Origin of the sequence: Maribacter caenipelagi (assembly GCF_004364175.1) — a bacterium.
GTDB lineage: Bacteria > Bacteroidota > Bacteroidia > Flavobacteriales > Flavobacteriaceae > Maribacter > Maribacter caenipelagi.
The window spans coordinates 293,867-318,034 of record NZ_SNZW01000015.1 but is presented as its reverse complement, the minus strand read 5'-3'; the positions used below and the strand labels follow the sequence as shown (position 1 = coordinate 318,034).

Sequence of the window (24,168 nt, the reverse complement as noted above, 5' to 3'; positions counted from 1 at the left end):
AGCCATTACTTGAGGACTAAGATTTCAATAGAAAATCTTTAAGTCCGCTATAGGTTGAAATCTTGATTGATTTTTTACTTTTACCCATTACTTTTTGAATTTGAGAGGGGATTTCTAATTTTACATTAAGCGTTTCTTCAACAATATCCAAGAATTTTACGGGGTGGGCAGTTTCTAAGAAAATACCATAAGTATTTGGGTGTTTTTCTTGATATTTCTTTAATCCCAAGTAACCTACAGCACCATGAGGATCAGCAATATATCCGTTTATATTGTAAATTTCCTTTAAGGCATCCTTTGTTTGATTATCATCAAAAGGATAGGAGGAAAGGTTCTCTTTTAGTACTTCAAAATCGTCTTGAAACAAATGTCTTATTCTTATAAAATTACTAGGATCACCAACATCCATTGCATTAGAAATCGTAGCTGTTGATGGTTTAGGGGTATACTCTTTTGTTAGCATAAACTGCGGTACAGTATCGTTCACGTTTGTAGAGGCTATAAAGTGCTTTACAGGCATGCCTAATCGTTGTGCAACTAAGCCTGCACATATATTACCGAAATTACCGGAAGGAACAGAGAATACAATTTCTTTACCTTTGGGTTTCGCTTGTTTATAGGCAAACAAAAAATAAAATAACTGTGGTAACCAACGAGCAACATTAATAGAATTTGCCGAAGTCAATTTCATATGTTCCAGAAGTTCTTTGTCTAAAAAGGCATTCTTTACCATAGCCTGGCAATCGTCAAAAGTACCATCAACTTCTAGAGCGGTAATATTTTTACCTAGAGTAGTTAACTGTCTTTCTTGAATATCGCTTACTTTTCCGTTAGGGTATAGTATAACTACGTTCACACCTGAAACACCTAAAAAGCCATTAGCAACGGCACCACCTGTATCACCAGAAGTAGCTACAAGTACCGTAACTTCATTTTTTGTAGACCTTGAGAAATAGCCTAAGCATTGTGCCATAAAACGAGCGCCAACATCTTTAAATGCCATGGTCGGACCATGAAAAAGCTCTAGAGTTCCTATATTGGGAGTGATTTCAACTACCGGAAAATCAAAGTCCAACACCTCTTTTAAAATATCCTTCAAGACATCATCAGGAACAATACCCGATACAAATTGCTGTATTGCCGTAAATGCAATTTCTTCATTAGACAAAGTATCTATATTCTCAAAAAAAGAACTTGGTAACGGATTAATTTCTTCTGGAAAATACAAACCTTTATCAGGTGCAATACCATTGACAACGGCAGTATCAAAAGAAACTTCGGGTGCTGTATTATTTAAACTATAGAATTTCAAGCTGAATATTTTTAAATGTTATAAATGTAATGCTGTTGAACTTATAAAAGTTTAACGCCTTCCATATTAATTTTTGAAACATGTATTTCGTAAGCTATGCCGATTTTATCATAAACTGTTTTCATTGCATTACCGACTTTTATAGCTGTTTCGCTCCCTTTACTAAATGCGAAGATTGATGGTCCTGATCCTGATATACCTGATCCTAATGCACCAGCTTCAAGAGAAACCTTTTTAACTTCGTCAAAACCGGGAATCAATATAGAACGTATAGGCTCTACAATATGGTCTTCTAATGAGCGACCGATTAAGTCGTAATCTTCTTTAAATAAGCCGGCAACCAAGCCACCTACATTTCCCCATTGTTTAATTCCAGTTTCCATAGAGATAGTGGTTTTCAAAATCTTTCTAGAATCTGATGTTTTTATTTCTATCTGCGGATGTATAATAGTAACATATAATTCTGTGGGAGATGGGATTGCAATTACGTCTAACGGACTATAGCTACGCACAAGAGTAAAGCCTCCGAATAGGGCAGGGGCCACATTATCGGCATGGGCAACATCACTTGCCAAACGTTCACCTTCCATGGCAAAATTCACTAATTCTGTTTTACTGAACGGGCTACCCAATAGATGGTTCATTGCCCAAACAGCACCAGCAGAACTTGCAGCGCTACTACCGATACCACTTCCAGGTTTTATTTTTTTATTGATTTCAATTTCGAATCCACCATCATAATCAGATGCCAATAGAAAGGCATTACCGGCAACACCCGCAACATTGTTCAAGGTTTCTTTAGGTAGATCTTGTCCTGTTAGTTTGGTAATTCTAATACCCTTTTGGGAAACTTTTCTAACCACCATTTCATCACCGACAGAATCAAGGGCAACGCCTAGAACATCAAATCCGCATGAAATGTTTGCAACCGTAGCGGGACAAAAAACTTTAATTTCGTTTTGGCTCATAATGAATACTCTTGTTATGAAATTTAGAAATTACCAATTCGTATAATATCTGCAAATATACCAGATGCTGTAACTGCAGCACCGGCACCGGCACCTTTGATAATCATTGGTTGATTTGGATATCTTTCAGTGTAAAAAAGTACGATATTATCGCTGCCCTCTAGGTTGTAAAAATCGTGTCCTTTAGGTATTTCTTGTAAACCTACACTTGCTTTACCATTATCAAATTGAGCAACATACTTTAGTTTACTATCTGCATTTTTTGCTCTAGTATATAAAGACTGAAAATGAGATTCATGCTTTATTAAAGAGGCAAAGAAGTCTTCATTATTATCGGTGTTTAAACTCTCTTCAGGTAAAAATGGGTTATTTGTTATATCACTAATTTCTAATTGATTTCCACTTTCACGAGCCAAAATTAATATTTTACGCATTACATCAACTCCGCTTAAATCAATTTTTGGATCAGGTTCTGTGTATCCCTCTTCCTGAGCTTGTTTTACCACATCGTGAAAGGTGGTTTTATCATTGAAATTATTAAAAACAAAGTTTAAACTTCCTGACAGAACAGCCTGAATTTTTAGGATTTTATCTCCAGATGCAATAAGATGTTTTAAAGTGTCAATAATCGGTAGACCTGCGCCAACGTTAGTTTCGAATAAGAAAGGAGCGTTATATGTTCTTGCTAGAGATTTTAGATGAGAATAATTCTCAAAGGCAGAAGAACACGCAATTTTGTTACAGGTTACCACAGAAATACTATTACCTAAATATTCGCTGTAGGTTTTAGAAACCTCTTCACTTGCTGTATTATCAACAAAGATGCTATTTCTATAGTTTAGACTATTTACTAATTCTAAAAATTTAACTTTATCGGCTTTTTCACCTGCCGCAAGTTTTGTTGACCAGTCATTTAAATCTATCCCTTTTTCATCAAAAAGCATGGTCCTAGAATTTGACATTCCGATGACCCGAATGTTCAATTTTAAATTCTCTTTCAAGAATTTACGTTGCTCTTTAATTTGCTCAAGAAACTTTGCACCAACATTACCAACACCCATTACAAATAGGTTTAATTGTTTGATGTTTTCCTCAAAAAACTCTTCGTGTAAAGCGTTAAGGGCTTTTTTTACATCTTTTTCATCTATAATACAAGAAATGTTTCTTTCAGACGCACCTTGAGCAATCACTCTAATATTGACATTGTTTTTACCAAGAGTACTGAACATTTTACCGCTCAATCCTTGATGACTTTTCATGTTATCACCAACTAGGGCTACAATTGCCAAATCTTTTTCAGGAATCACTTCTTTTATACGACCTCTTTCAATTTCATATTCAAAAGCTTCATTAACAATATTTACTGCCTTTTCAACATCATCGGCAGAAATACCAACGCAGATAGAATGCTCAGAGGACGCTTGTGTAATTAATACCACGCTAATATCTGCTTGAGAGAGCACTTCGAAAAAGCGTTTTGAAATACCTGGTATACCTACCATTCCCGGTCCTTCTAGAGACAATAGGGAAATATTACCAATATGGCTTATACCACGAACTGTCTTTCCTTTTTCGTTTTTAGATTTTGTAATTAAAGTTCCAGCTTCATCAGGGCTAAAAGTGTTCTTGATTACGATAGAAATCCCTTTCGATAACACTGGTTGTATAGTAGGCGGGTAGAGTACTTTAGCACCGAAATGAGAAAGCTCCATAGCTTCCTCATATGAGATATGTGGAATTGCTTTTGCTTGCTTCACCATTTTTGGGTTGGCAGTGTACATACCACTAACATCTGTCCATATCTCTAAAATATCTGCATCAATAGCAGCAGCATAAATTGCGGCTGTGTAATCAGAACCACCTCTTCCTAAAGTAGTAGATACACCTTCTTCGCTAGTAGCTATAAACCCCGGGCATACGATTACCTTCTTGTTTAAAGTCTTAAAAAAATCTACGCAGTTAGCATTGGTTTTTGCGAAATTAACCACATTCTTGCCGTTAAGCTTATGTGTAATTATTAGCTCTCTACTATCTTTAAACTCGGCGTCAAGTTTTTCACTAATAAGGTATTCGCTAATAATGTAAGAAGAAAGAAGTTCGCCGTAGCTTACTATTTTATCTGATAACTTCGGAGTGATCTCTCCGATAAAATAAGCACCTTCCAATAGAGTTTCCAATACATTGAATTCACTCTTAACTTTGCTAAGTACTTTGCTTTGTGCCGTTACAGGTATTAATTCTTTAACGGTAGAAAGGTGTCTTTCTTCTAATGTGCTAAGAATTTCTTTGTAAGATTGATCTTGTGTAGAAGCTAATGATCCAGCTTCTAATAATAGATCCGTTACACCTCCTAAAGCAGAAACAACCAAAATTATAGGGTCGTTGTACTTAGAGATTATATTTTTAATTTTAATTATATTTTCGGGTTTGGCTACAGATGAACCACCAAATTTTAGAACTTTCATGATATGAAATATTGACTTTGTAATTTAAGATATGGTGTAATTAAACACGGGTACGGAGAAATATAGTTTTTAACCCCTAAGGGTGAACCATGCAGTTGTTGTACCATAAGTAATAGTAGCTGTAGTGAAATCGAATGTTATGTCTGTTTTATAGCAGTCCATAAATACTAATGGTTGAAAATCAAAAGTAGTACATTTGATATCCTAAACAAATGATTCCACAATTTTTTACGGAATCGTTACTTTTTAGATGTAAAAAAAATAAAGAATGAAATTATATAGTGCAAAACAGATTTATAAAGCAGATCAGATTTCTATTAAAAAAGAAGAAATAGGAAGCAATGAATTGATGGAACGCGCAGCTTTACAGCTCTTTAATTGGATGCATTTGCGTATGCAAGGTGCTCCGGTAAAAATACATTTATTCTGTGGTATTGGAAATAATGGGGGAGATGGTATTGCTCTTGCCAGACACCTTGTCGATCACGGTTATAATGTTGAAGTGTATGTTATAAATTACAGTGAGAAGCGTTCAAAAGATTTTCTAATAAATTTAGATAGATTAAAAGATCGCAAGGTTTGGCCACACTTTATGAATTCTGATGATGAACTGCCAGAAATTGGTAGGGAAGATATTATTGTAGACGGAATTTTCGGAATAGGATTAAATAGGTCTCCTGATGCATGGGTGGTTAAGGTTATTCAACATTTAAATAATTCTCAGGCTTTTATACTTTCTATTGATATACCTTCAGGTCTGTTTACGGATCAAGGTCCCGAAGATTTTGAAGCTATTGTAAAATCTAATTTTGTATTAAGTTTTCAGACTCCGAAACTGGTATTTTTCTTACCAGAAACAGGAAAGTATATAGAACAGTGGGAAGTTTTAGATATCGGACTAGATCCAGAATATTTAAGAGTTACAGAAACAGATTATGAATTAATAGGAAAGAATGAAGTTCTTACAATGTATAAGCCTCGTGAAAAATATGGGCATAAGGGAACTTACGGCCATTCATTAATTATTGGAGGTAGTTATGGTAAGATGGGATCAGTATGTCTATCGTCTAAAGCAGCATTGTATTCAGGTAGCGGTTTGGTAACGTCTTATGTGCCAAAAATAGGGTATAACATTTTGCAATCTTCATTACCAGAAATTATGGTCTTAACAGATGCCGATGAAAATGAACTTACAGATATAAATATAGAAATAGAACCAACGGTTATTGGAGTAGGAGTTGGAATAGGAACAAGTGAGGCAACCGTTAAGGCTTTATCTAGTTTTTTAAAAACCAATAAGCTGCCATTGGTACTTGATGCAGATGCGCTTAATATTCTTTCTCTTAATAAAGAGTTATTAAAGAATTTGCCAGAAGATTCTATTTTAACACCGCATCCAAAAGAGTTAGAAAGATTGATAGGCAAATGGGAAGACGACTTTGATAAACTAGCTAAAGTTAAAAAGTTTTCAAAAAAGCATAAGTGTATTGTAGTGATCAAAGGTGCGCACACTATAATAGTGCAGAATGGAAAAGGTTATGTAAATACAACAGGTAATCCTGGTATGGCTACTGCAGGAAGTGGTGATGTCTTAACAGGTGTAATTACAGGTCTTAGGGCTCAGGGTTACCCTGCTTTAGATGCGGCAATATTTGGAGTCTACTTGCATGGTAGAGCTGGTGATATTGCAGTGGAATCTACAGGTTTTCAATCTTTAACAGCATCTCATCTAATTGATAATATAGCTGGTGCGTATTTAGATTTGTTTAAAATGCCCGAACAACCTGTGGTTGAAGAAGAAAATCAACCAAGTTGATTTTCTTTTAAGAGTTAACTCGCCTTTTTACCCATTTTAAGGCGTTATCAAATTCAATGAAAAATTTCATTGGTTTTTTATAAAACAGTTTTTCAATCTTAAAGTTATGCATGTCAATTTCTTTGACAGAAACAATAGCAAAAGCTTTAAGGTTGTCTAATTGTTTAAGATAGTTGTAAATGGTTGGGTCGATAGCAAATGAATGTTTTCGTAGACTTATAAAACCAAAGTTTTTATCTCTAAAGTGAATTTCAGATATACCAATAATTTGATATGCTCTTTCTAGCGTAAGCGTAGCGCCCTCATCAAAGATGGATACCATGTAGTTATCATATACTTGAATTTTTCCTGTTTCTAATTCGTATTCCCTTACAATTACCTTCTTCTTGGTAGATCCAATCTTCATTCTATTCGTATTAATATAGTGTGTCTAAAGCGAAAGTATAAGGAACTACTTTCTCTAGGTAAATTTTTAGTTTAAACGCGAAAATATCGTTCATACTGCGCGTACCTACTATACAGTGTATTTGTATTCTTACAATTAAAAATGAATTGTACGAAAAAGGAGCCCTACATAGGGCTCCTTTTTTATATGCTAGTAAAGTGTGAATACCTATGTTTTAGGCGATTCTTCCTCTGCTTTTTCAATTTTAATGGTCAATTCTTCACTTTTCTTGTCAAGATCGATATAAATGCTATCTCCCTCTTTAAGTTTAGAATTTACTATTTCTTCCGCCAGGGCATCTTCTATATACTTTTGAATAGCTCTTTTTAGCGGTCTGGCTCCGTATTGTTTGTCAAAGCCTTTCTCTGCGATATAATCTTTAGCTTCATCAGTAAGGTTCAAGTGATAACCTATATCCTTGATTCTTTTGAACAACTTAGCCAATTCAATATCTATAATCTTATGTATGTCTTCTCTTTCTAAAGCGTTGAAAACAATTACGTCATCAATTCTATTTAAAAATTCAGGAGCAAAGGCTTTCTTCAAAGCATTTTCGATAACACCTTTTTGATGAGAGTCTTCTTGTGACTTTTTGGCAGAAGTACCGAACCCGACACCTTGTCCAAAGTCTTTTAATTGTCGTGCACCAATATTAGAAGTCATTATTATAATGGTATTTCTAAAATCGATTTTGCGACCAAGACTATCTGTAAGGAAGCCATCGTCCAATACCTGTAAAAGCATATTGAATACATCTGGATGTGCCTTTTCAACTTCATCTAAAAGAATTACAGAATAAGGTTTCCTTCTAACTTTTTCAGTCAATTGACCACCTTCTTCGTAACCAACATATCCTGGAGGTGCGCCAACTAATCTAGAGATAGCAAACTTCTCCATGTACTCACTCATATCTATACGAATAAGTGCGTCTTCAGAATCAAAAAGTTCTTTGGCTAAAACTTTAGCCAATTGAGTTTTACCAACACCTGTTTGTCCTAAAAATATAAACGAACCAATTGGCTTGTTAGGATCTTTAAGTCCAGCTCTATTACGTTGTATTGCCTTTGAAACCTTTGCAACTGCATCATCTTGACCAATTACATTCGATTTAATTAGTTCTGGTAATCCAGCTAATTTATTGCTTTCCGTTTGTGCAATTCTATTTACAGGAATACCGCTCATCATAGAAACTACATCGGCAACATTATCTTCGCTAACGGTCTCTTTGTTAAGCTTGCTATCATCTTCCCAGCGCTCTTGAGCAATGGCAAGTTCCTTTTCTAGACTTTTCTCGTCATCACGTAATTTCGCGGCTTCTTCGTATTTCTGTTTCTTAACAACACTGTTCTTAAGCTCACGCACATCTTCTAATTTCTTTTCCAATTCAAGAATTTGTTTTGGAACATCCATATTAACGATGTGAACTCGAGAGCCAGCTTCATCAAGGGCATCAATAGCTTTGTCTGGTAAAAAACGATCTGTCATGTACCTATTTGTCAATTTAACACAAGCTTCAATTGCTTCGTCAGTATAGGTTACATTATGGTGATCTTCATATTTACTTTTGATGTTATGAAGTATTTCAATGGTCTCGTCAACAGAAGTTGGTTCAACGATAACCTTTTGAAAACGTCTTTCTAAAGCACCGTCCTTTTCGATGTATTGTCTGTATTCATCTAAAGTAGTAGCGCCAATACATTGAATTTCACCTCTAGCCAATGCTGGTTTGAACATGTTAGAAGCATCTAAACTTCCGGTAGCTCCACCTGCACCTACAATAGTGTGAATTTCATCAATGAATAAAATGACATCATCATTCTTTTCTAACTCGTTCATTACGGCCTTCATTCGCTCTTCGAACTGTCCACGGTATTTTGTGCCGGCAACTAAAGAAGCAAGGTCAAGGGTAACAACTCTTTTGTTATATAGAATTCTAGAAACTTTTTTATCAATTATACGTAAAGCAAGACCTTCTGCAATGGCACTTTTACCAACACCTGGTTCACCTATAAGTAATGGGTTGTTCTTTTTTCTTCTACTAAGAATTTGAGAAACCCTTTCTATTTCTTTTTCTCTACCAACGACAGGGTCTAGTTTATTTTCTTCTGCCATTTGAGTAAGGTCTCTACCAAAATTATCTAACACCGGAGTTTTAGATTTTTTTGCACCTTTCTGGCTAGAAGAAGCACCAAATGTGCTTTCCTTTCCTTCATTTGTGTCATCTGAATCACTAGGGAAAGATTCGGCCGTTGGGCCGTCTACCATATCGTCGTCACTTGTAATCATAAATTTAAACTGTTCCTTGACGCCATCATAATCCACTTTTAATTTATGTAAAAGCTTGGTAGTAGGGTCGTTTTCATTTCTAAGGATACAAAGTAAAAGGTGCGCGGTATTTATAGAAGAACTTTGAAAAAGTTTAGCTTCTAAAAAAGTTGTTTTTAAGGCACGTTCTGCCTGCCTTGTCAAGTGCAAGTTCTTTTTATCTTTTTGTACGCCACTAGCGTTAGGGTTAGAAGGGCTAAGTATTTCTACTTTTCTACGTAGGTGTTCCAAATCAACTTCTAAAGCATCTAAAATGCTTATAGCCTTCCCGTTTCCATCTCTTAGAAGCCCTAACATGAGGTGCTCGGTACCGATAAAATCGTGACCAAGTCGCAATGCTTCCTCCTTGCTATAAGCAATTACATCCTTTACTCTTGGGGAAAAATTATCATCCATATACTATATTATCTACTATAAAATTACTAAATATGATTCAATCAATGGCAAATACCGTACCTATAATCGTTAAAGTTATTGTAAAACCCATTAAATGTGGCTTTAATAGTGGCGAAATACTGATTTAAAGTGAAAATTAACATAACTATGCCAAGTGTTAATAAAAAATAATATTATTAAATCCACTTATTCTTGAAACGCCTAGGATTTAAGTATATTGGCATGCTTTTTTACTAATTAAAAAACAGAAGATTTTAAAATGGCTGAAGGTGAAAAATTGATTCCCATTAATATTGAAGATGAAATGAAATCTGCTTACATTGATTATTCAATGTCGGTCATTGTGTCACGAGCCCTGCCAGATGTCAGGGATGGATTAAAACCCGTACACAGAAGAGTTCTTTTTGGAATGCATGAATTAGGAGTTAGAAGTAATAGCTCTCATAAAAAATCTGCGCGTATCGTAGGGGAAGTATTAGGTAAGTATCACCCACACGGTGATACTTCGGTATATGATGCTATGGTTCGTATGGCTCAAGAGTGGAGTTTGCGATATATGCTAGTAGATGGTCAAGGTAACTTTGGATCTATAGATGGTGATAGCCCTGCAGCAATGCGTTATACGGAAGCCCGTATGCGTAAGATTGCAGATGATATGCTAATCGATATCGAAAAGGAAACTGTAGATTATCAATTAAACTTTGATGATTCTTTGAAAGAGCCGACAGTGCTACCTACAAGAGTGCCTAGTTTATTGGTAAACGGTGCATCTGGTATTGCTGTGGGTATGGCAACTAATATGCCACCACACAATTTATCTGAAGTTATTGATGGTACAGTTGCCTATATCGATAATAATGACATTGAAATAGATGAGTTAATTACACATATTAAAGCGCCAGATTTTCCGACGGGAGGTATAATCTACGGCTATGATGGTGTAAAAGAAGCTTTTCATACAGGAAGAGGGCGTGTAAAAATGCGTGCTAAAGCAACTTTTGAAGAGGTTCAAGGTAGAGAGTGTATCGTTGTTCATGAAATCCCTTATCAGGTGAACAAGGCAGATATGATAAAGAAGACTGCTGATCTTGTAAATGATAAGAAAATAGAGGGTATTTCCAATATTAGAGATGAATCGGATCGTAACGGTATGCGTATTGTTTACATCTTAAAGAGAGATGCTATCCCTAATATCGTTTTGAATATGCTGTTCAAGTATACGGCATTACAAACTTCATTTAGTGTTAATAACATTGCCTTGGTTAATGGTAGGCCTCAGTTATTGAATGTGAAGGAAATGATTCACTATTTCGTTGAGCATAGGCATGAAGTAGTCGTTAGACGAACGCAGTTTGAACTAAAGAAAGCTGAAGATCGTGCGCACATATTAGAAGGATTAATTATTGCATCAGATAATATAGATGAGGTAATTGCTATAATAAGAGCTTCTAAAAATGCCGATGAGGCAAGAGCAAACTTAATTGAACGCTTTAAATTAAGTGAAATTCAAGCTAAGGCAATTGTAGAAATGCGATTGCGTCAACTTACTGGTTTAGAGCAAGACAAGCTTAGAACCGAGTATGATGAGATTATGCTTCTTATTGCTGATTTAAAAGATATTCTTGAGAAAAAGGAGCGAAGAATGCAAATCATAAAAGATGAGCTTCTTGAGATTAAAGATAAATATGGTGACGAGAGAAGATCTGTAATCAATATTGCAGGTGGTGATCTTAGTATGGAAGACATGATACCAGATGAGCAAGTTGTAATTACAATTTCTCATGCTGGTTATATTAAAAGAACTCCGTTAACAGAATACAAAACACAAAATAGAGGCGGTGTTGGTCAAAAAGCATCATCTACAAGAAATGAAGATTTCTTAGAACATTTGTTTGTTGGTACCAATCACCAATATATGTTGTTCTTTACACAAAAAGGAAAATGTTTCTGGATGCGTGTATTCGAAATTCCTGAAGGAAGCAGAACATCAAAAGGTAGGGCTATACAGAATCTAATAAATATTGAACAAGATGATAGTGTAAAGGCATTCATCTGTACACAAGATTTAAAAGATGAAGAATATATCAATGCTCACTATGTAATTATGGCAACTAAGAAGGGTGTTGTTAAGAAAACATCTTTAGAACAATATTCAAGACCACGTCAAAATGGAATTAATGCCATTACCGTTCGTGAAGGTGATGAGTTGTTGGAAGCTAAATTAACTACTGGTTCAAGTGAAATTTTCTTAGGACTTAAATCTGGTAAAGCGATTCGTTTTGAAGAAAGTAAGACAAGACCAATGGGTAGAAATGCTTCTGGTGTTCGTGGTATTACTTTGGCAAATGATGACGATGAGGTAATCGGAATGGTATCGGTTCATAACTTTGAAGATGAAATATTGGTTGTTTCTGAAAAAGGTTATGGCAAGCGTTCAAGTATCGAAGATTACAGAGTAACAAATAGAGGTGGTAAAGGAGTTAAAACTATTAGTGTGACCGATAAAACTGGTGGGCTGGTAGCTATTAAAAACGTTACAGATTCTGATGATTTAATGATTATTAATAAATCTGGTATTGCAATACGTATGAGCGTAGAAGATTTACGTGTAATGGGTAGGGCGACACAAGGTGTTAGATTGATAAACATTAAAGGTAATGACTCTATTGCGGCAGTTGCAAAGGTTATGAAAGATGAAGATGATTTGGAGGAATCAGAAATACTTGATATTGAGGTAGATGCTGAAAATGGCACGGAGATTGATAATTCTGAATCTGAAGAAGGAACAGAGACTGATAATTCTGAAACCGAAGATTAAGTATCAAAAATTTTAAACACTAATAATTAATATAATTAAAGATGAAGAATAGATTATTACTTGTAGCGGCGCTATCATTTACTATGGTCGGTATTGCTCAAAAAAATGAAATAAAAGCTGCTGAAAAGGCTTTAAAATCAGGTGATGCCGCTACGGCACAAACGGCACTTGAGGCTGCATCTGGTACTATTGCTGCTGCAGATGAGAAGATGCAAGCACAATATTATTTCACTAGAGGTAAGATTTATAGTGATTTAGCTAAAAAAGGAAATAATGAAGCATTTGAAAAATCTGCAACTTCTTTCAAAAAAGTTATAGAATTAGAAGAAGCTTCAGGTAAGCAAAAATATACTGCGGAAACAAAACAGTATATGGCAGCTTTAACTGCTGATCTTGTGAACTCTGCTGTTAGTGATAACGGCAATAGTAAATTTAAAGAAGCGGCAGAGAAATTATACATGAGCTACACGCTTAGTCCAAAAGATACTTCTTACCTATACTATGCTGCAGGTAGTGCCGTAAACGGTGGTCATTATGAAATGGCATTAGATTACTATAATAAGCTACAAGAGGTAGGTTATGATGGTAGTGCGGTAATTTACAAAGCTACGAACGCAGCTTCTGGTGAAGTTGAAGAGATGGATAAGGTTCAACGTGATCTTATGGTAAAATCAGGTACATACTCAAATCCTGTAGATGAGAAAACTCCGTCTAAAAAAGCTGAGATTGTTAAGAATACAGCTTTGATTTATACTCAATTAGGTCAAGATGAAAAAGCTTTAGAAGCTTATCAAGCGGCTAGAAAAAATGATCCAGAAGATGTAAACCTAATTCTAAATGAAGCTAACCTATATTTCAATCAAGGAAATAAAGATAAGTTTAAAGAATTAATGGCTCAGGCAATCGCATTGGCTCCTGATAATCCAGATTTACATTATAATGTTGGTGTAATAAGTATGGAGCAAGAGAATTTTGAAGATGCACGTGTATCTTACCAGAAAGCAATCGAGCTAGATCCTAAATACACTAATGCTTATTTAAACCTATCCACCACTTACGTTAATGAAGGTAATGCATTAATTGATGAAATGAACTCATTGGGTAACTCTAGAGCTGACATCGCAAAATATGATGAGCTTAAAGAGAAAAAAGATGGTTTGTTCAAGCAAGGTGCTGATATTTTAGAAGAGGCGTTGAAAAACAATCCTGAGAACGAAAATATCATGACTCAGCTGAAGAACATTTATGGAGCAATGGGAGATACTGAAAACTTCACGAAAATGAAGAAGATGTTAGGCGAGTAATTTGTAATCTCACCAATAAAATAAAAGGCCCTGATCAGGGCCTTTTTTTATACTACTTTTTTAATGACCCGTAATTGATGGGTATAAGTTCTAAGGTCGTTATTAAAAATACCGGTATGATCTAAGCGATCGATTCTAACTTTACCCATTACATGAATAACATAGTTGTTTTCCATAATAATCCCGACATGATCAATTTCGCCATTGGCATTGTCAAAAAAGGCTAAATCACCAGCTTCACTTTCCTCTACAAAACTAAGGGCGGTACCTTGACTAGATTGGTCTTGTGCAGTTCGCAAAAGGTTATATCCATTAATTTTATAAACCATTTGAGCAAATCCGGCACTATCGATACCGAAAGGAGATTTACCTCCTCTCAGTTCTGGAGAATTTAAATAGAGCAATGAAGTCTTAACTAAATTCTCTTTAGGTTGTGTGTCATTTAAAACTTTGCCTTCAAAATTAACCGACAACGACGGTGTGTTGGTAATGCAAGATCCTATAAGAATAGGGGTGAGTATTTGATTAGCATCTTCAACATACGATATTAACTCAGAAACATAGCTCCGATTTTTATTCGCCTGAATGACATTAAACTCATCTTCAGGTATAAAAAATAGTTGACTATTCATTATCCAGCCTTCAAACTTGTCGAAAATGGTTTTTATTCTAGACCAATTTTTTCTACATTCTAAAATCTTAAAGTGCTCCCCAAATAGAAGTTGTGTAACTAGTTCAGCTACTTCATCTGGCGTACTTCTAACAGGAATAATGCTTAACTGACAAATACCGTATTGCATGCAATTTTTTTATCCGCTTAAACCTTTTCAATAATTATTGCCGAGGCACCGCCACCGCCATTACAAATTGCAGCAGCACCTAACTTGGCGTTATTTTGTTCCAATACATTTAGTAAAGTAATAAGAATACGTGCACCAGAGCATCCTAATGGGTGTCCTAAAGAAACAGCACCACCGTTTACATTGACATTTTTATCATTTAAACCTAATATTTTCATATTCGCGAGACCTACTACAGAAAATGCTTCGTTAAATTCGAAAAAATCAATTTCTTCTAATTTCAAATTGGATTTAGCTAGGGCTTTCGGTAGCGCTTTTCCTGGGGCAGTGGTAAACCATTCAGGTTCATGAGCTGCATCAGCATAACTTTTTATTACGGCTAAAGGTTTTAGATTCAGCTCTTCTGCTTTTTCTCTACTCATTAAAACTAATGCCGCAGCACCATCATTAATAGTTGAGGCATTGGCAGCAGTAACTGTTCCGTCTTTTGAAAATGCCGGTCTTAAATTCGGAATCTTATCTATAAATACATTACTGAATTCTTCATCTTTGGTAACCATTTTAGGTTCTCCACGTCTTTGTGGTACAGCTACAGGAATCACTTCATTGTCAAATTTTCCATTATCCCAAGCATCAGCAGATCTTTTATAAGATTGAATAGCATAGGCATCTTGATCTTCTCTGCTAAATTCATATTTAGTAGCACATGCATCGGCACAAACACCCATGGCATTTTCATCATATGCATCAACTAAACCGTCTTTTTGCATTCCGTCAACTAATGTAGTTGGTCCGAATTTAGTACCTGTTCTCATGTGAACATAATGAGGTATTAAGCTCATATTTTCCATTCCACCAGCAACAACAATGTCTGCATCGCCTAAGGCAATAGCTTGCGCACCCTGCATTACTGCTTTCATACCTGAAGCACAAACTTTATTTATGGTTGTACACGGTACAGTATTAGGGATGCCGGCAAAGATGGCAGCTTGTCTTGCAGGTGCTTGACCGGTACCGGCTTGCACTACATTTCCCATTATAACTTCATCTACAAGTGTAGGAGAAAGGTTGATTTTTTTTAATGCGCCTTCAATAGCAATTGCTCCTAATTTCGGAGCTGGAACTGTTGATAATCCGCCCATAAAACTTCCTATTGGAGTTCTTACGGCTGATACGATAACGACTTCTTTCATGTTTTTTATTATTTGAATACACGAAATTACTAAATTCTATAGCAACCCAAGGGATATCGTTTCAATTACTAGTTATCAGTTTATTATTTTCTATTTTTGATAAACCTAATACAATTTTCTTTTGGATAATCTTTACAAACAGCAATCCCTCATTTTCAAATATATACTCTATGTAGTGGCGGTTGCGTTTATTGTGTTTTTCTTGCCTAAGGGAGGTAAATTCAAATATGAGTTTCAGAAAGGGAAGCCTTGGCAATTTGAAAATTTATATGCTCCTTTTGATTTTTCTATTCAAAAAACCGATGCTGAAATAGCCAAAGAAAAACAAGTAATTGAAAGTAATCAATTACCATACTACAGATATGATCAGGCTGAGGTGGCTAAAGTTGCAACAGAATTTGAGCAGAAGTTTGAAGATAAATGGGGTGGAACCGCACTTAGGGAAAATCAGAAAACAAGATTAAAATATTTCTCAAAATTGGTGTTAGATTCTGTCTATGCTAAGGGGATTTTGCAAAATAATGGTAAGCAAGTTCAACGTAATTTTATTTATTTAGTTAAGGATAATGAAGCGAGAAAAGTAAGAGTTTCTGATTTTTTTAGAGTAAATGAAATTAACAATCTGGTTCGTAAAGTTCTAGCTGAAAATAACTTATCGGCTTTTGAGAAAGATACACAAGCCTTGTTTTTCGATATTATAGCCCCTAATGTCAGTTTTGATAACAATCTTACTCAAAAAGCTAGAAATGAGGCATTATCAAAATTATCATATACAAGGGGTACAGTTGATCAAGGGCGATTAATAATTGCTAAAGGCGAAGTTGTAGAAGCTGAAAATCTAAAGATTTTAGAGTCGCTAAAGTCTGAATATGAATCAGAATTGTGGACTGCCAATAACTATTATTACATATTAATAGGTTACACAGTTCTCGTAGCTTTAGTACTTATTATGCTGTTCTTATTTTTGAAAAAATATAGGAGAACGGTATATGATAACAATGTCAAGGTAACCTTTATATTTTTCAATATTCTTTTGATGGTTTTTATAACCACCATGGTAATAAAATATAATGACCAATTGGTGTTTGTAGTGCCGTTGTGTATTCTGCCTTTAATTTTAAAGACATTTTTTGATGCCAGGCTGGGCTTATTTGTGCACGTACTTACTATATTGATTTTGGGCTTTGTAGTACCGAATAGTTTTGAGTATATATTCTTGCAGATAATTACAGGTATAGTGACCATACTTACTGTATCTGAGCTATACAAAAGAGCGAATCTTTTTGTGAGTGTAGGGCAAATAACGCTTATTTATATTATAGGTTATTTAGCCTTCCATACCATACACGAAGGAGATTTAAGCGATATTGAATGGAATACATTAGGACTTTTTCTTTTGAATGGAATGATTACACTATTCGTTCAGCCATTAATTTATATATATGAAAAACTCTTCGGGTTGGTTTCTGATGTTTCTTTATTGGAGCTTTCAGATACCAATTCTAAGCTTTTAAAAGAATTATCTAATAAGGCTCCGGGTACATTTCATCATTCGTTACAAGTAGCTAATTTAGCTGAGGCGGCAGCCAATGAAATTGGGGCGAATGCAATGTTGGTCAGGGTAGGGGCTTTGTATCATGATATTGGTAAAATGAACGAGCCTACTTATTTTACCGAAAATCAGGTTACTAATGTAAATCCACATGACGAGCTGAGTCCTAAAGACAGCGCACGAATTATTATTGATCATGTAATAAAGGGAATTGAAATAGCTAGAAAAAATAATATACCCGATCGAATTATAGATTTTATACGTTCGCATCACGGCACAACTTTGGTGTTTTATTTTTACAAAAAGCAGAAAGAATTGGAAGAAGATGTTAACGAAGAAGATTTTAGATATCCAGGTCCGTTGCCATTTTCTAAAGAAACAGCAATTTTAATGATGGCAGATTCGGTAGAGGCTGCATCAAAAAGTTTAAAGAATCCTACTTTTTTAATCATCGATGAGTTTGTTGATAAGATAATTTCGGGTCAAATGAAGGCAAATCAATTTTTGAATGCAGACATTACGTTCAAGGAAATTGAAAAAATCAAGAAAATTTTCAAGCAAAAGCTAATAAATATCTATCATTTGCGTGTGGAATATCCTGAGTAACAGGGGGGTATTTTTTTATTAAAAAAAAACATTAAAAATAGTTGCGTAAAACGAGTTATACTTATACATTTGCATCCGCTATTTAGAGCAACAGTTCATTGAAGAATTACTGGAGAGGTGCCTGAGTGGCCGAAAGGAACGGTTTGCTAAATCGTCGTAGGTGGAAACACTTACCCAGGGTTCGAATCCCTGTCTCTCCGCAACAATGTGTTGAGAGACATATTTTTTGATAACCAATTCGGGGTGTAGCGTAGCCCGGTTATCGCGCCGCGTTTGGGACGCGGAGGTCGCAGGTTCGAATCCTGCCACCCCGACTTTAACATTTTAACCCTGATAATCATTTGATTATCAGGGTTTTGTTTTTAAAGAACTTTTTTAAAATTTACTTTTTTACTCTAAAATCACCTTAATACGTTAACAAATCGGTCAACAAATTCCCTTTATCATTTTAACCTAATATAAACAGGGTCCTTTGTTGTTCAGTTCATAAGGGAACCAGGGTTTGAACCATTAAATATTTTGTTCGTTATTATTTTATTGTGTGAGTTTATTTCAAGATTGAATAACACTGTTATTAATACTCCATAGTTGTCAACTCACCTAAAAAACTGTTTTAGTGGCGGTAATCGTTCCGGGTCCTGGGTGAAATACCTTGAAGTGGAACAAAATACCACATATCAATTTCAGTTTAAGCGGACTTAATTCACGGTTTTGGCTTGTAATGAAGCATTCCTTCCCAGTCCCGATAGCTATCGGGACGGGAAGAGTTAGCGTAATGGAAAGTTTAAAGCGGGGATTGTGTCCAAGACGAATTGGGACGAAGCTTATATCCCGAAATGGAGAGCAGCGGAATGGAGTGGGAATTTGCTAAGGAATGGTTTAACTAGAGAAGACTTTAAGAATTAATATATAATATTAAGCATGACTATAATACTTATGAAATAATACTTTGTCATTTAAAACGAGAGTATCTATAAATTAAATTATCAACAAAATAAAATATTGTAAATTGGATAGTTTAGTCAATTGTTACCCGTAATACTAAAATGTAGAAATAAAATAATGAAGAAAATTATTGATAATCAAGAGCTTGAATTAATTTATAAAAGTGGAAACGGAGCTTGGACGTACCATCTTGTCATTCCCAATACAGCCGAAATAGATGGAGCTTGGGGTTCGCTAAAAGTATCTGGATTGATTGATGATTACGAGTTGAAAGAAATGAATTTGGCACCAAGGAAAGAAGAGGACAAAATGATTTCAATAAACCAAAAAATCAGAAAGGAAATAGGTAAGACTGGTGGGGATAAAGTTACGGTTACGCTATATCTACATACACATGATAGAATTAATAAGAATTCGCAAATTCTTAAATGTTTTGAAGATGCAGGCCTACTGGACTCGTTCAAATCATTAAATAAAGATGATCAAGATGAAATAATAAATGATATCACTTCAAAAAAAACAGAGGCCAAACAAATAGAACAAATAAACCACCATATCAACCAATTACTCAATTGGAAAAACTAATTGAGCAATGGCAAAAAGGTATCTTGTAAAAATTTATGAACTACTAAGTGAAGACTATAATTTATTTGCTGAAACTGACAACTTAGGGGATGTCAATGGATTGAATAGTACAATTTTCAAAAACTTTGTTTCAGTTATGCCTTAGGCAATGACACATAAAAAGTAAGTATTTATAGATTGTATCCCTTTATGAAAAGGCTACTACACCAAGGGAAATTATCGCCTTTGAAAGATAAACTGATTTATACACAACTTCGGTTCTAGTTCAAATTTCGAAATTCACTAGGCGAATGCCCTAGCCGTTGTTTAAAGAGCCTTGTGAAATGTTGTGGATATTTAAACCCTAATTCATATGCTATCTCACTTAAAGATTTTGATGGATCAAATATGCGTTCCTTAGCAACTTCTATCAGCTTATTCTGAATGTACTCTTGGGCCGATTTTCCAGTTTCCTTTTTTTACCAAATCTCCAAAATAGTTGGGCGAAAAGTGCAAGCGATCCGCAAAGTAACCCACAGTTGGAGTGCTATACTTTTGTAGTTTCTACATCTTCCAGGCTTTTGTTTTTATCGGCATAAACATGAATCGAATTTTCAAGTTGTAGAAGTTGTAGAATTTTCATCGCCTGTTCCTTGGCGTATTCAGAGGTTCCTGAACCAACAAAACCCTGTTCGTACATATGTGAAGCCACAATACCCCTAATTTCAACAGAAGGCGATACTATATGATGGGTAAGCTGAAACAAACCATCTGGATCACCACCCAGATCATTATCAATAATGACCCGCATACGTGGTTTCACAATGGATTTTAATTCTTCAAGCCCGTCCTGTGGGAAACAGGTCATGGCTGAAACCAAAACAAAAAAGAACATTAAGTATACTCTTGAATAACAGATATTGAAATTTTAGATAAAGAAGGTATTGATTTTTTTATAATTTAAAATAGACTTAGTTCCTGATTCTAAAACTATACCTCCCAGATACTAACTCTAAGTTAATCTTATCTGCTTCATTGTTAATCCAAGAAACGCCTTTTGCTTTTTTTAGTTTCTTGTCGTCAACCATAATCTTTTTTACATCATCGGTATTTAATTTCAAAGTAGCCGTCGTATTTGCCGGAACGGTTACCGAGTATATCCAACCATCATCGACCCAATTCCACTTACTGGCTATACGGCCATACATACTGTCATAATAGCCTTTAGCAAATTTCATTTCCTTAGTGGGATCTGGTGTGGGTTCCAATACAAAATGCTTGAATCCCGGATGCTCAGGATCGCGCTGAATACCCAAGGAATAATTATACATCCACGCGGCAACTGCTCCAAAGGAATAGTGATTAAAGGAGTTCATACTATTGTTTCCTCCAAAACCATCTTCAACGGTATAGGAATTCAGGCGCTCCCAAATGGTGGTAGCGCCATTTTTCACGGAATACAACCATGACGGATAGGTGGTCTGTTGTAGTAATTTATAAGCCATTTCATCCTTTCCGTTTTCCGATAAGGCATGATTCAGGGAAGCCGTTCCAATAAAGCCCGTCATTAAGGAATAGGCAGGGCGTTCTACCCCAAGCTCATCCATATTTGTGCGCTTAATGGTAGTTACTAGATTGTTGACCACTTTTTCCTTGTTCTTTTCATCGAGGACATTAAAATTTAACGGAATGGCGTAAGATGCCTGGGTGTCCACAAAATCACCAGCTTTTTTATACATTTCCTCAGGTAAAGGTGGTCCAAAACGGGTACTTTGATTTCCCAAATGTAGGGTCTTGCCGGTTGCTGAATCGATATAAGCACTATTTAAAAAAGCCTTGCGCTCTTGATATTGTTTTCTAAAATTTTCGGCATCTTCAGGTTTATTCAAGAGTTCAGCGGTATGAGTCAGAATCTCCAAATCCCGCAAATGGTAAACCGCCCACAGCATGGTATCCTCATTCTTAAAACCTTCTGGACTCAACCAGTCCCCTAACGGTCCTTCATTTAGAATTCCGGATTCCGAATCAATTTTTGAATTCAGAAACTCAACATATTGTTTCATAGCCTCATAATGTTCTTCTAGCACGGTCAAATCATCATATTGTTGGTATAATTCCCAAGCAATTATTATCCCGGCACTTCCCCAAAGCGTACCTCCAAATCCACCACCAACCGGAGCTACATCGGTAAAACGGCCATCTTTCCTTTGTATATCACGCATAGCCAAAAGGTGTCGGTCCAAAAAGGGTTCTATATCCGCCAAATAGGTAGCTGCTTCCGAAAATACATTGATATCCCCACTCCATCCCATACGCTCATTTCGTGCGGGTGTATCCGTAGGAATTGATAAAAAATTACCCCTTAGCGACCAAGTAATGTTTTCCCATAATTTATTGACCAATTCATTAGAAGTTTCGTATGACGATGCCAACTCTTTAATGGAACTGACCACTAATCCTTTTACATTTTCCAAGGGCAATGGCTCATTGATTCCTGTGATTTCCAAAAAGCGATAACCATGAAAGGTAAATCTAGGCCGTATAATTTCTTCTCCTCCCTTTCTTATATACATATCTTGGGTCAAGGCCGCTCGTATATTCTCGAGCATGACCATCCCTGTATTTTTTTCGTATTCCGATAAATCTGGATATTTTACCTCCGCATAACGCAGGGTAATCGTATCGCCCGCTTGACCTGGAGGCAATTGTATTTCTGGAAAACCAACCATGTTTTGGTTCATATCATATACAAAAACACCTGGGCGCACCTCTTCCACATTTACAGGCGTCAATTTCTTTACAATACTGGGGTTCTCTCCTATCTGTCCAATTAACTGTAATTCCTCATAATTGAAGTCTTTGGTTTGATATGTGGTTCCCTCCAAGGAAACAGAAATGGCAGATTTCCAGTTTTCATCTTTAAAACCAATGCTTGACCATCCCGTGATTTCGGCCTCTTTCTGGGCATCATATACCTCTCCTTGAAAGAAACTACCATAACGAATAGGACCATCAGCAAACAATTTCCATTCTTTGTCATTGGTAGTAACCACTTGTTCTGCACCATCATCATAGGTAATCACCAGTTCGGCCAATAGCGATTGCCGATCCCCGAAATAATTCCAATTTTCACCGCTGTAGGTAATATTGCCACTCCACCAACCTTCACTCAAGATTGCCCCAAAAGTATTCTCGCCACCTGATGTAATTTCATTCGTGACATCATAGGTCTGGTACATCTGCGTTTTATTATACTGTGTGAGTCCCGGATTAAAATAGTCTTCACCTACCCGTTTACCATTTAAATACAGTTCGTAAATACCGCGGGCGGTCACATAAATACGTGCTTTCGAAATCTTTTTTTCTTCGCATGAAAATTCTGTGCGTAGTACAGGAGCTGCATTTCTACTAGGGTCAGCTATCACAAAGATTGGCTCTTTCTCGGCCGATATTTCATATCCATTATTGGTTATATTGAAATTTGAAATGGATGTTGTTTTAGATTGAAAAATTCCATCGTACGCATCACTCTGCAAGTCTTCTTGAAAAAGAACATTGGAAGGTTTTCTGAAATTCTTGATTTTTACATCGGAAAAAATGGCTTTCTGACCCTTATCCACATAAAATCCGATATCCGCCACCATCGGAAAACTAATATAGTTGTTCCCTTTGCCTACCGGATTTAAATTAAAACCGGGATTTCCCCTTGGTGGAGGTGTACTATCATCATCGCCAGAAATTTTGTTCTTTTTGGCCCTCCCATCAAGAAAAACTTCGAAAAGACCAAAGTTACAGTCGGTATAAAAGGTATGCTCATCAAACTTGTTTTGATTATTGATGAGTTCCAATGGCACTTTGAAAGACCTAAACGGAACGGTACTACTGTCTTCCGAATCATAGCCCAATCGAAATACATTAAATTGGGCCAAACCATTTTCAGAGCCATCAACCTTTGCGATATCGAGTTCAAAACGAACATAGTTTTCATCTCGCCCGTTGGCAACACCTTGAATATTCTTATTCTTGTCCATTAAGCGAACATCATTGGCTCCAAAAACAAAAGAGGCTCTAGTACTTTTAGACTTTGAGTCCAGTTGTAGCGAATATTCCATTTTATAAACGGATAAATATTGGGAGTTCAACACCATATCGGCATCGCCCCCACCAATCCATTGAGCACTGTTCCATTGTTTAGAATTGGGATTCGCATCTAATAATCCAGTTTCAAACCAAGACCTTTTGGTACTTATCTTTCCTTCCTCATCCCAAACTTTTACTTCCCAAGTATAGCGGGTTTGAGGTTCCAATTCCTGACCATCATAGGAAATGGCTAAAGCATTTCCGCTCACTATTTTACCTGAATCCCAAACTTGAATATTGGACTCATTAAAAACCAAAATTTGATACGCAGTCTGAAATTGCCCAATCTTACTTGGATTAGTCTCCATTTGCCAGCTAAATCGAGGAGTCTTAATATCGATTCCCAATGGCGTTTCCAGATATTCTGTAGTTAGCACTTGTAGCGGAGTCTGCGTCCTAGCACTAAGTATGGAGAATAAGGAAAGAAAAACATAAAAAGCATTTATTTTCATAGTAAAGGTTACTTTAGTATTTGAATTTATAACGAAATAACTTGTGAACTTTAGGTATCTTTCAAAT

At 35.9% G+C, this 24,168-nt stretch carries 14 protein-coding genes, 2 tRNA genes and 1 pseudogene; 7 read left to right on the top strand and 10 right to left on the bottom strand.

Annotated features, from left to right (window positions below; all coding sequences use genetic code 11):
- Positions 1–16: 16 nt before the first annotated feature.
- From thrC to thrA, 3 genes are read right to left on the bottom strand one after another with little or no spacing between them, the layout of a single operon-like run.
- Positions 17–1,312, bottom strand: a complete 1,296-nt coding sequence (thrC, locus tag DFQ03_RS11850; RefSeq protein WP_133673389.1) for a threonine synthase — start codon at positions 1,310–1,312, stop codon at positions 17–19.
- Between the two features lie 41 nt (positions 1,313–1,353).
- Complete coding sequence (locus DFQ03_RS11845; RefSeq protein WP_133673388.1) at positions 1,354–2,280, bottom strand: homoserine kinase; 927 nt, start codon at positions 2,278–2,280, stop codon at positions 1,354–1,356.
- Between the two features lie 23 nt (positions 2,281–2,303).
- Complete coding sequence (gene thrA / locus DFQ03_RS11840; RefSeq protein WP_133673387.1) at positions 2,304–4,745, bottom strand: bifunctional aspartate kinase/homoserine dehydrogenase I; 2,442 nt, start codon at positions 4,743–4,745, stop codon at positions 2,304–2,306.
- Between the two features lie 268 nt (positions 4,746–5,013).
- Here thrA and DFQ03_RS11835 point away from each other — a divergent pair, with 268 nt between their 5' ends.
- Positions 5,014–6,561, top strand: coding sequence for an NAD(P)H-hydrate dehydratase (locus DFQ03_RS11835; RefSeq protein ID WP_133673386.1), 1,548 nt, complete (start codon positions 5,014–5,016; stop codon positions 6,559–6,561).
- A 7-nt stretch (positions 6,562–6,568) separates the two neighbouring features.
- Here DFQ03_RS11835 and DFQ03_RS11830 read toward each other — a convergent pair whose 3' ends face one another.
- Both DFQ03_RS11830 and DFQ03_RS11825 read right to left on the bottom strand, forming a co-directional pair.
- Positions 6,569–6,967 (bottom strand): STAS/SEC14 domain-containing protein, encoded by a 399-nt coding sequence (locus tag DFQ03_RS11830; RefSeq protein WP_133673385.1) that lies wholly within the window; start codon positions 6,965–6,967, stop codon positions 6,569–6,571.
- Positions 6,968–7,174: 207 nt separating this feature from the next.
- Positions 7,175–9,727 carry an ATP-dependent Clp protease ATP-binding subunit gene (locus tag DFQ03_RS11825; RefSeq protein ID WP_133673384.1) on the bottom strand — a complete coding sequence of 851 codons (2,553 nt, stop codon included), beginning with the start codon at positions 9,725–9,727 and terminating at the stop codon, positions 7,175–7,177.
- A gap of 259 nt (positions 9,728–9,986) precedes the next feature.
- On the opposite strand from DFQ03_RS11825, the gene gyrA reads away from it, so the two are divergent.
- Both gyrA and DFQ03_RS11815 read left to right on the top strand, forming a co-directional pair.
- Complete coding sequence (gyrA, locus tag DFQ03_RS11820; RefSeq protein WP_133673383.1) at positions 9,987–12,545, top strand: DNA gyrase subunit A; 2,559 nt, start codon at positions 9,987–9,989, stop codon at positions 12,543–12,545.
- 41 nt (positions 12,546–12,586) lie between these two features.
- Complete coding sequence (locus tag DFQ03_RS11815) at positions 12,587–13,849, top strand: tetratricopeptide repeat protein (RefSeq protein ID WP_133673382.1); 1,263 nt, start codon at positions 12,587–12,589, stop codon at positions 13,847–13,849.
- 47 nt (positions 13,850–13,896) lie between these two features.
- Here DFQ03_RS11815 and DFQ03_RS11810 read toward each other — a convergent pair whose 3' ends face one another.
- Together DFQ03_RS11810 and DFQ03_RS11805 are read right to left on the bottom strand one after the other, a co-directional pair.
- Entirely contained in the window at positions 13,897–14,649 is a 753-nt protein-coding gene (locus DFQ03_RS11810) for a C40 family peptidase (protein ID WP_133673381.1), read from the bottom strand.
- 17 nt (positions 14,650–14,666) lie between these two features.
- Positions 14,667–15,842 carry an acetyl-CoA C-acyltransferase gene (locus tag DFQ03_RS11805; RefSeq protein WP_133673380.1) on the bottom strand — a complete coding sequence of 392 codons (1,176 nt, stop codon included), beginning with the start codon at positions 15,840–15,842 and terminating at the stop codon, positions 14,667–14,669.
- 121 nt (positions 15,843–15,963) lie between these two features.
- On the opposite strand from DFQ03_RS11805, the gene DFQ03_RS11800 reads away from it, so the two are divergent.
- From DFQ03_RS11800 to DFQ03_RS11785, 4 genes are all read left to right on the top strand, one after another.
- Positions 15,964–18,000, top strand: coding sequence for an HD family phosphohydrolase (locus DFQ03_RS11800; protein ID WP_133673379.1), 2,037 nt, complete (start codon positions 15,964–15,966; stop codon positions 17,998–18,000).
- Between the two features lie 111 nt (positions 18,001–18,111).
- Positions 18,112–18,200 (top strand) — tRNA-Ser (locus DFQ03_RS11795).
- 39 nt (positions 18,201–18,239) lie between these two features.
- A tRNA-Pro gene (locus DFQ03_RS11790) sits at positions 18,240–18,314 on the top strand.
- Positions 18,315–19,062: 748 nt separating this feature from the next.
- Positions 19,063–19,530 carry a DUF1905 domain-containing protein gene (locus DFQ03_RS11785; RefSeq protein WP_133673378.1) on the top strand — a complete coding sequence of 156 codons (468 nt, stop codon included), beginning with the start codon at positions 19,063–19,065 and terminating at the stop codon, positions 19,528–19,530.
- A 260-nt stretch (positions 19,531–19,790) separates the two neighbouring features.
- On the opposite strand, the pseudogene DFQ03_RS11780 reads toward DFQ03_RS11785, so the two are convergent.
- The 3 genes and pseudogenes from DFQ03_RS11780 to DFQ03_RS11770 form a co-directional block, all read right to left on the bottom strand.
- Positions 19,791–20,052, bottom strand: a pseudogene (locus DFQ03_RS11780) (helix-turn-helix domain-containing protein); the annotation flags it as partial.
- Positions 20,053–20,056: 4 nt separating this feature from the next.
- Positions 20,057–20,377: a hypothetical protein gene (locus DFQ03_RS18950; RefSeq protein WP_208295918.1), complete on the bottom strand. Its 321-nt coding sequence runs from the start codon at positions 20,375–20,377 to the stop codon at positions 20,057–20,059.
- Between the two features lie 103 nt (positions 20,378–20,480).
- Positions 20,481–24,101, bottom strand: a complete 3,621-nt coding sequence (locus tag DFQ03_RS11770) for an alpha-L-rhamnosidase (protein ID WP_133673377.1) — start codon at positions 24,099–24,101, stop codon at positions 20,481–20,483.
- Positions 24,102–24,168 lie beyond the last annotated feature (67 nt).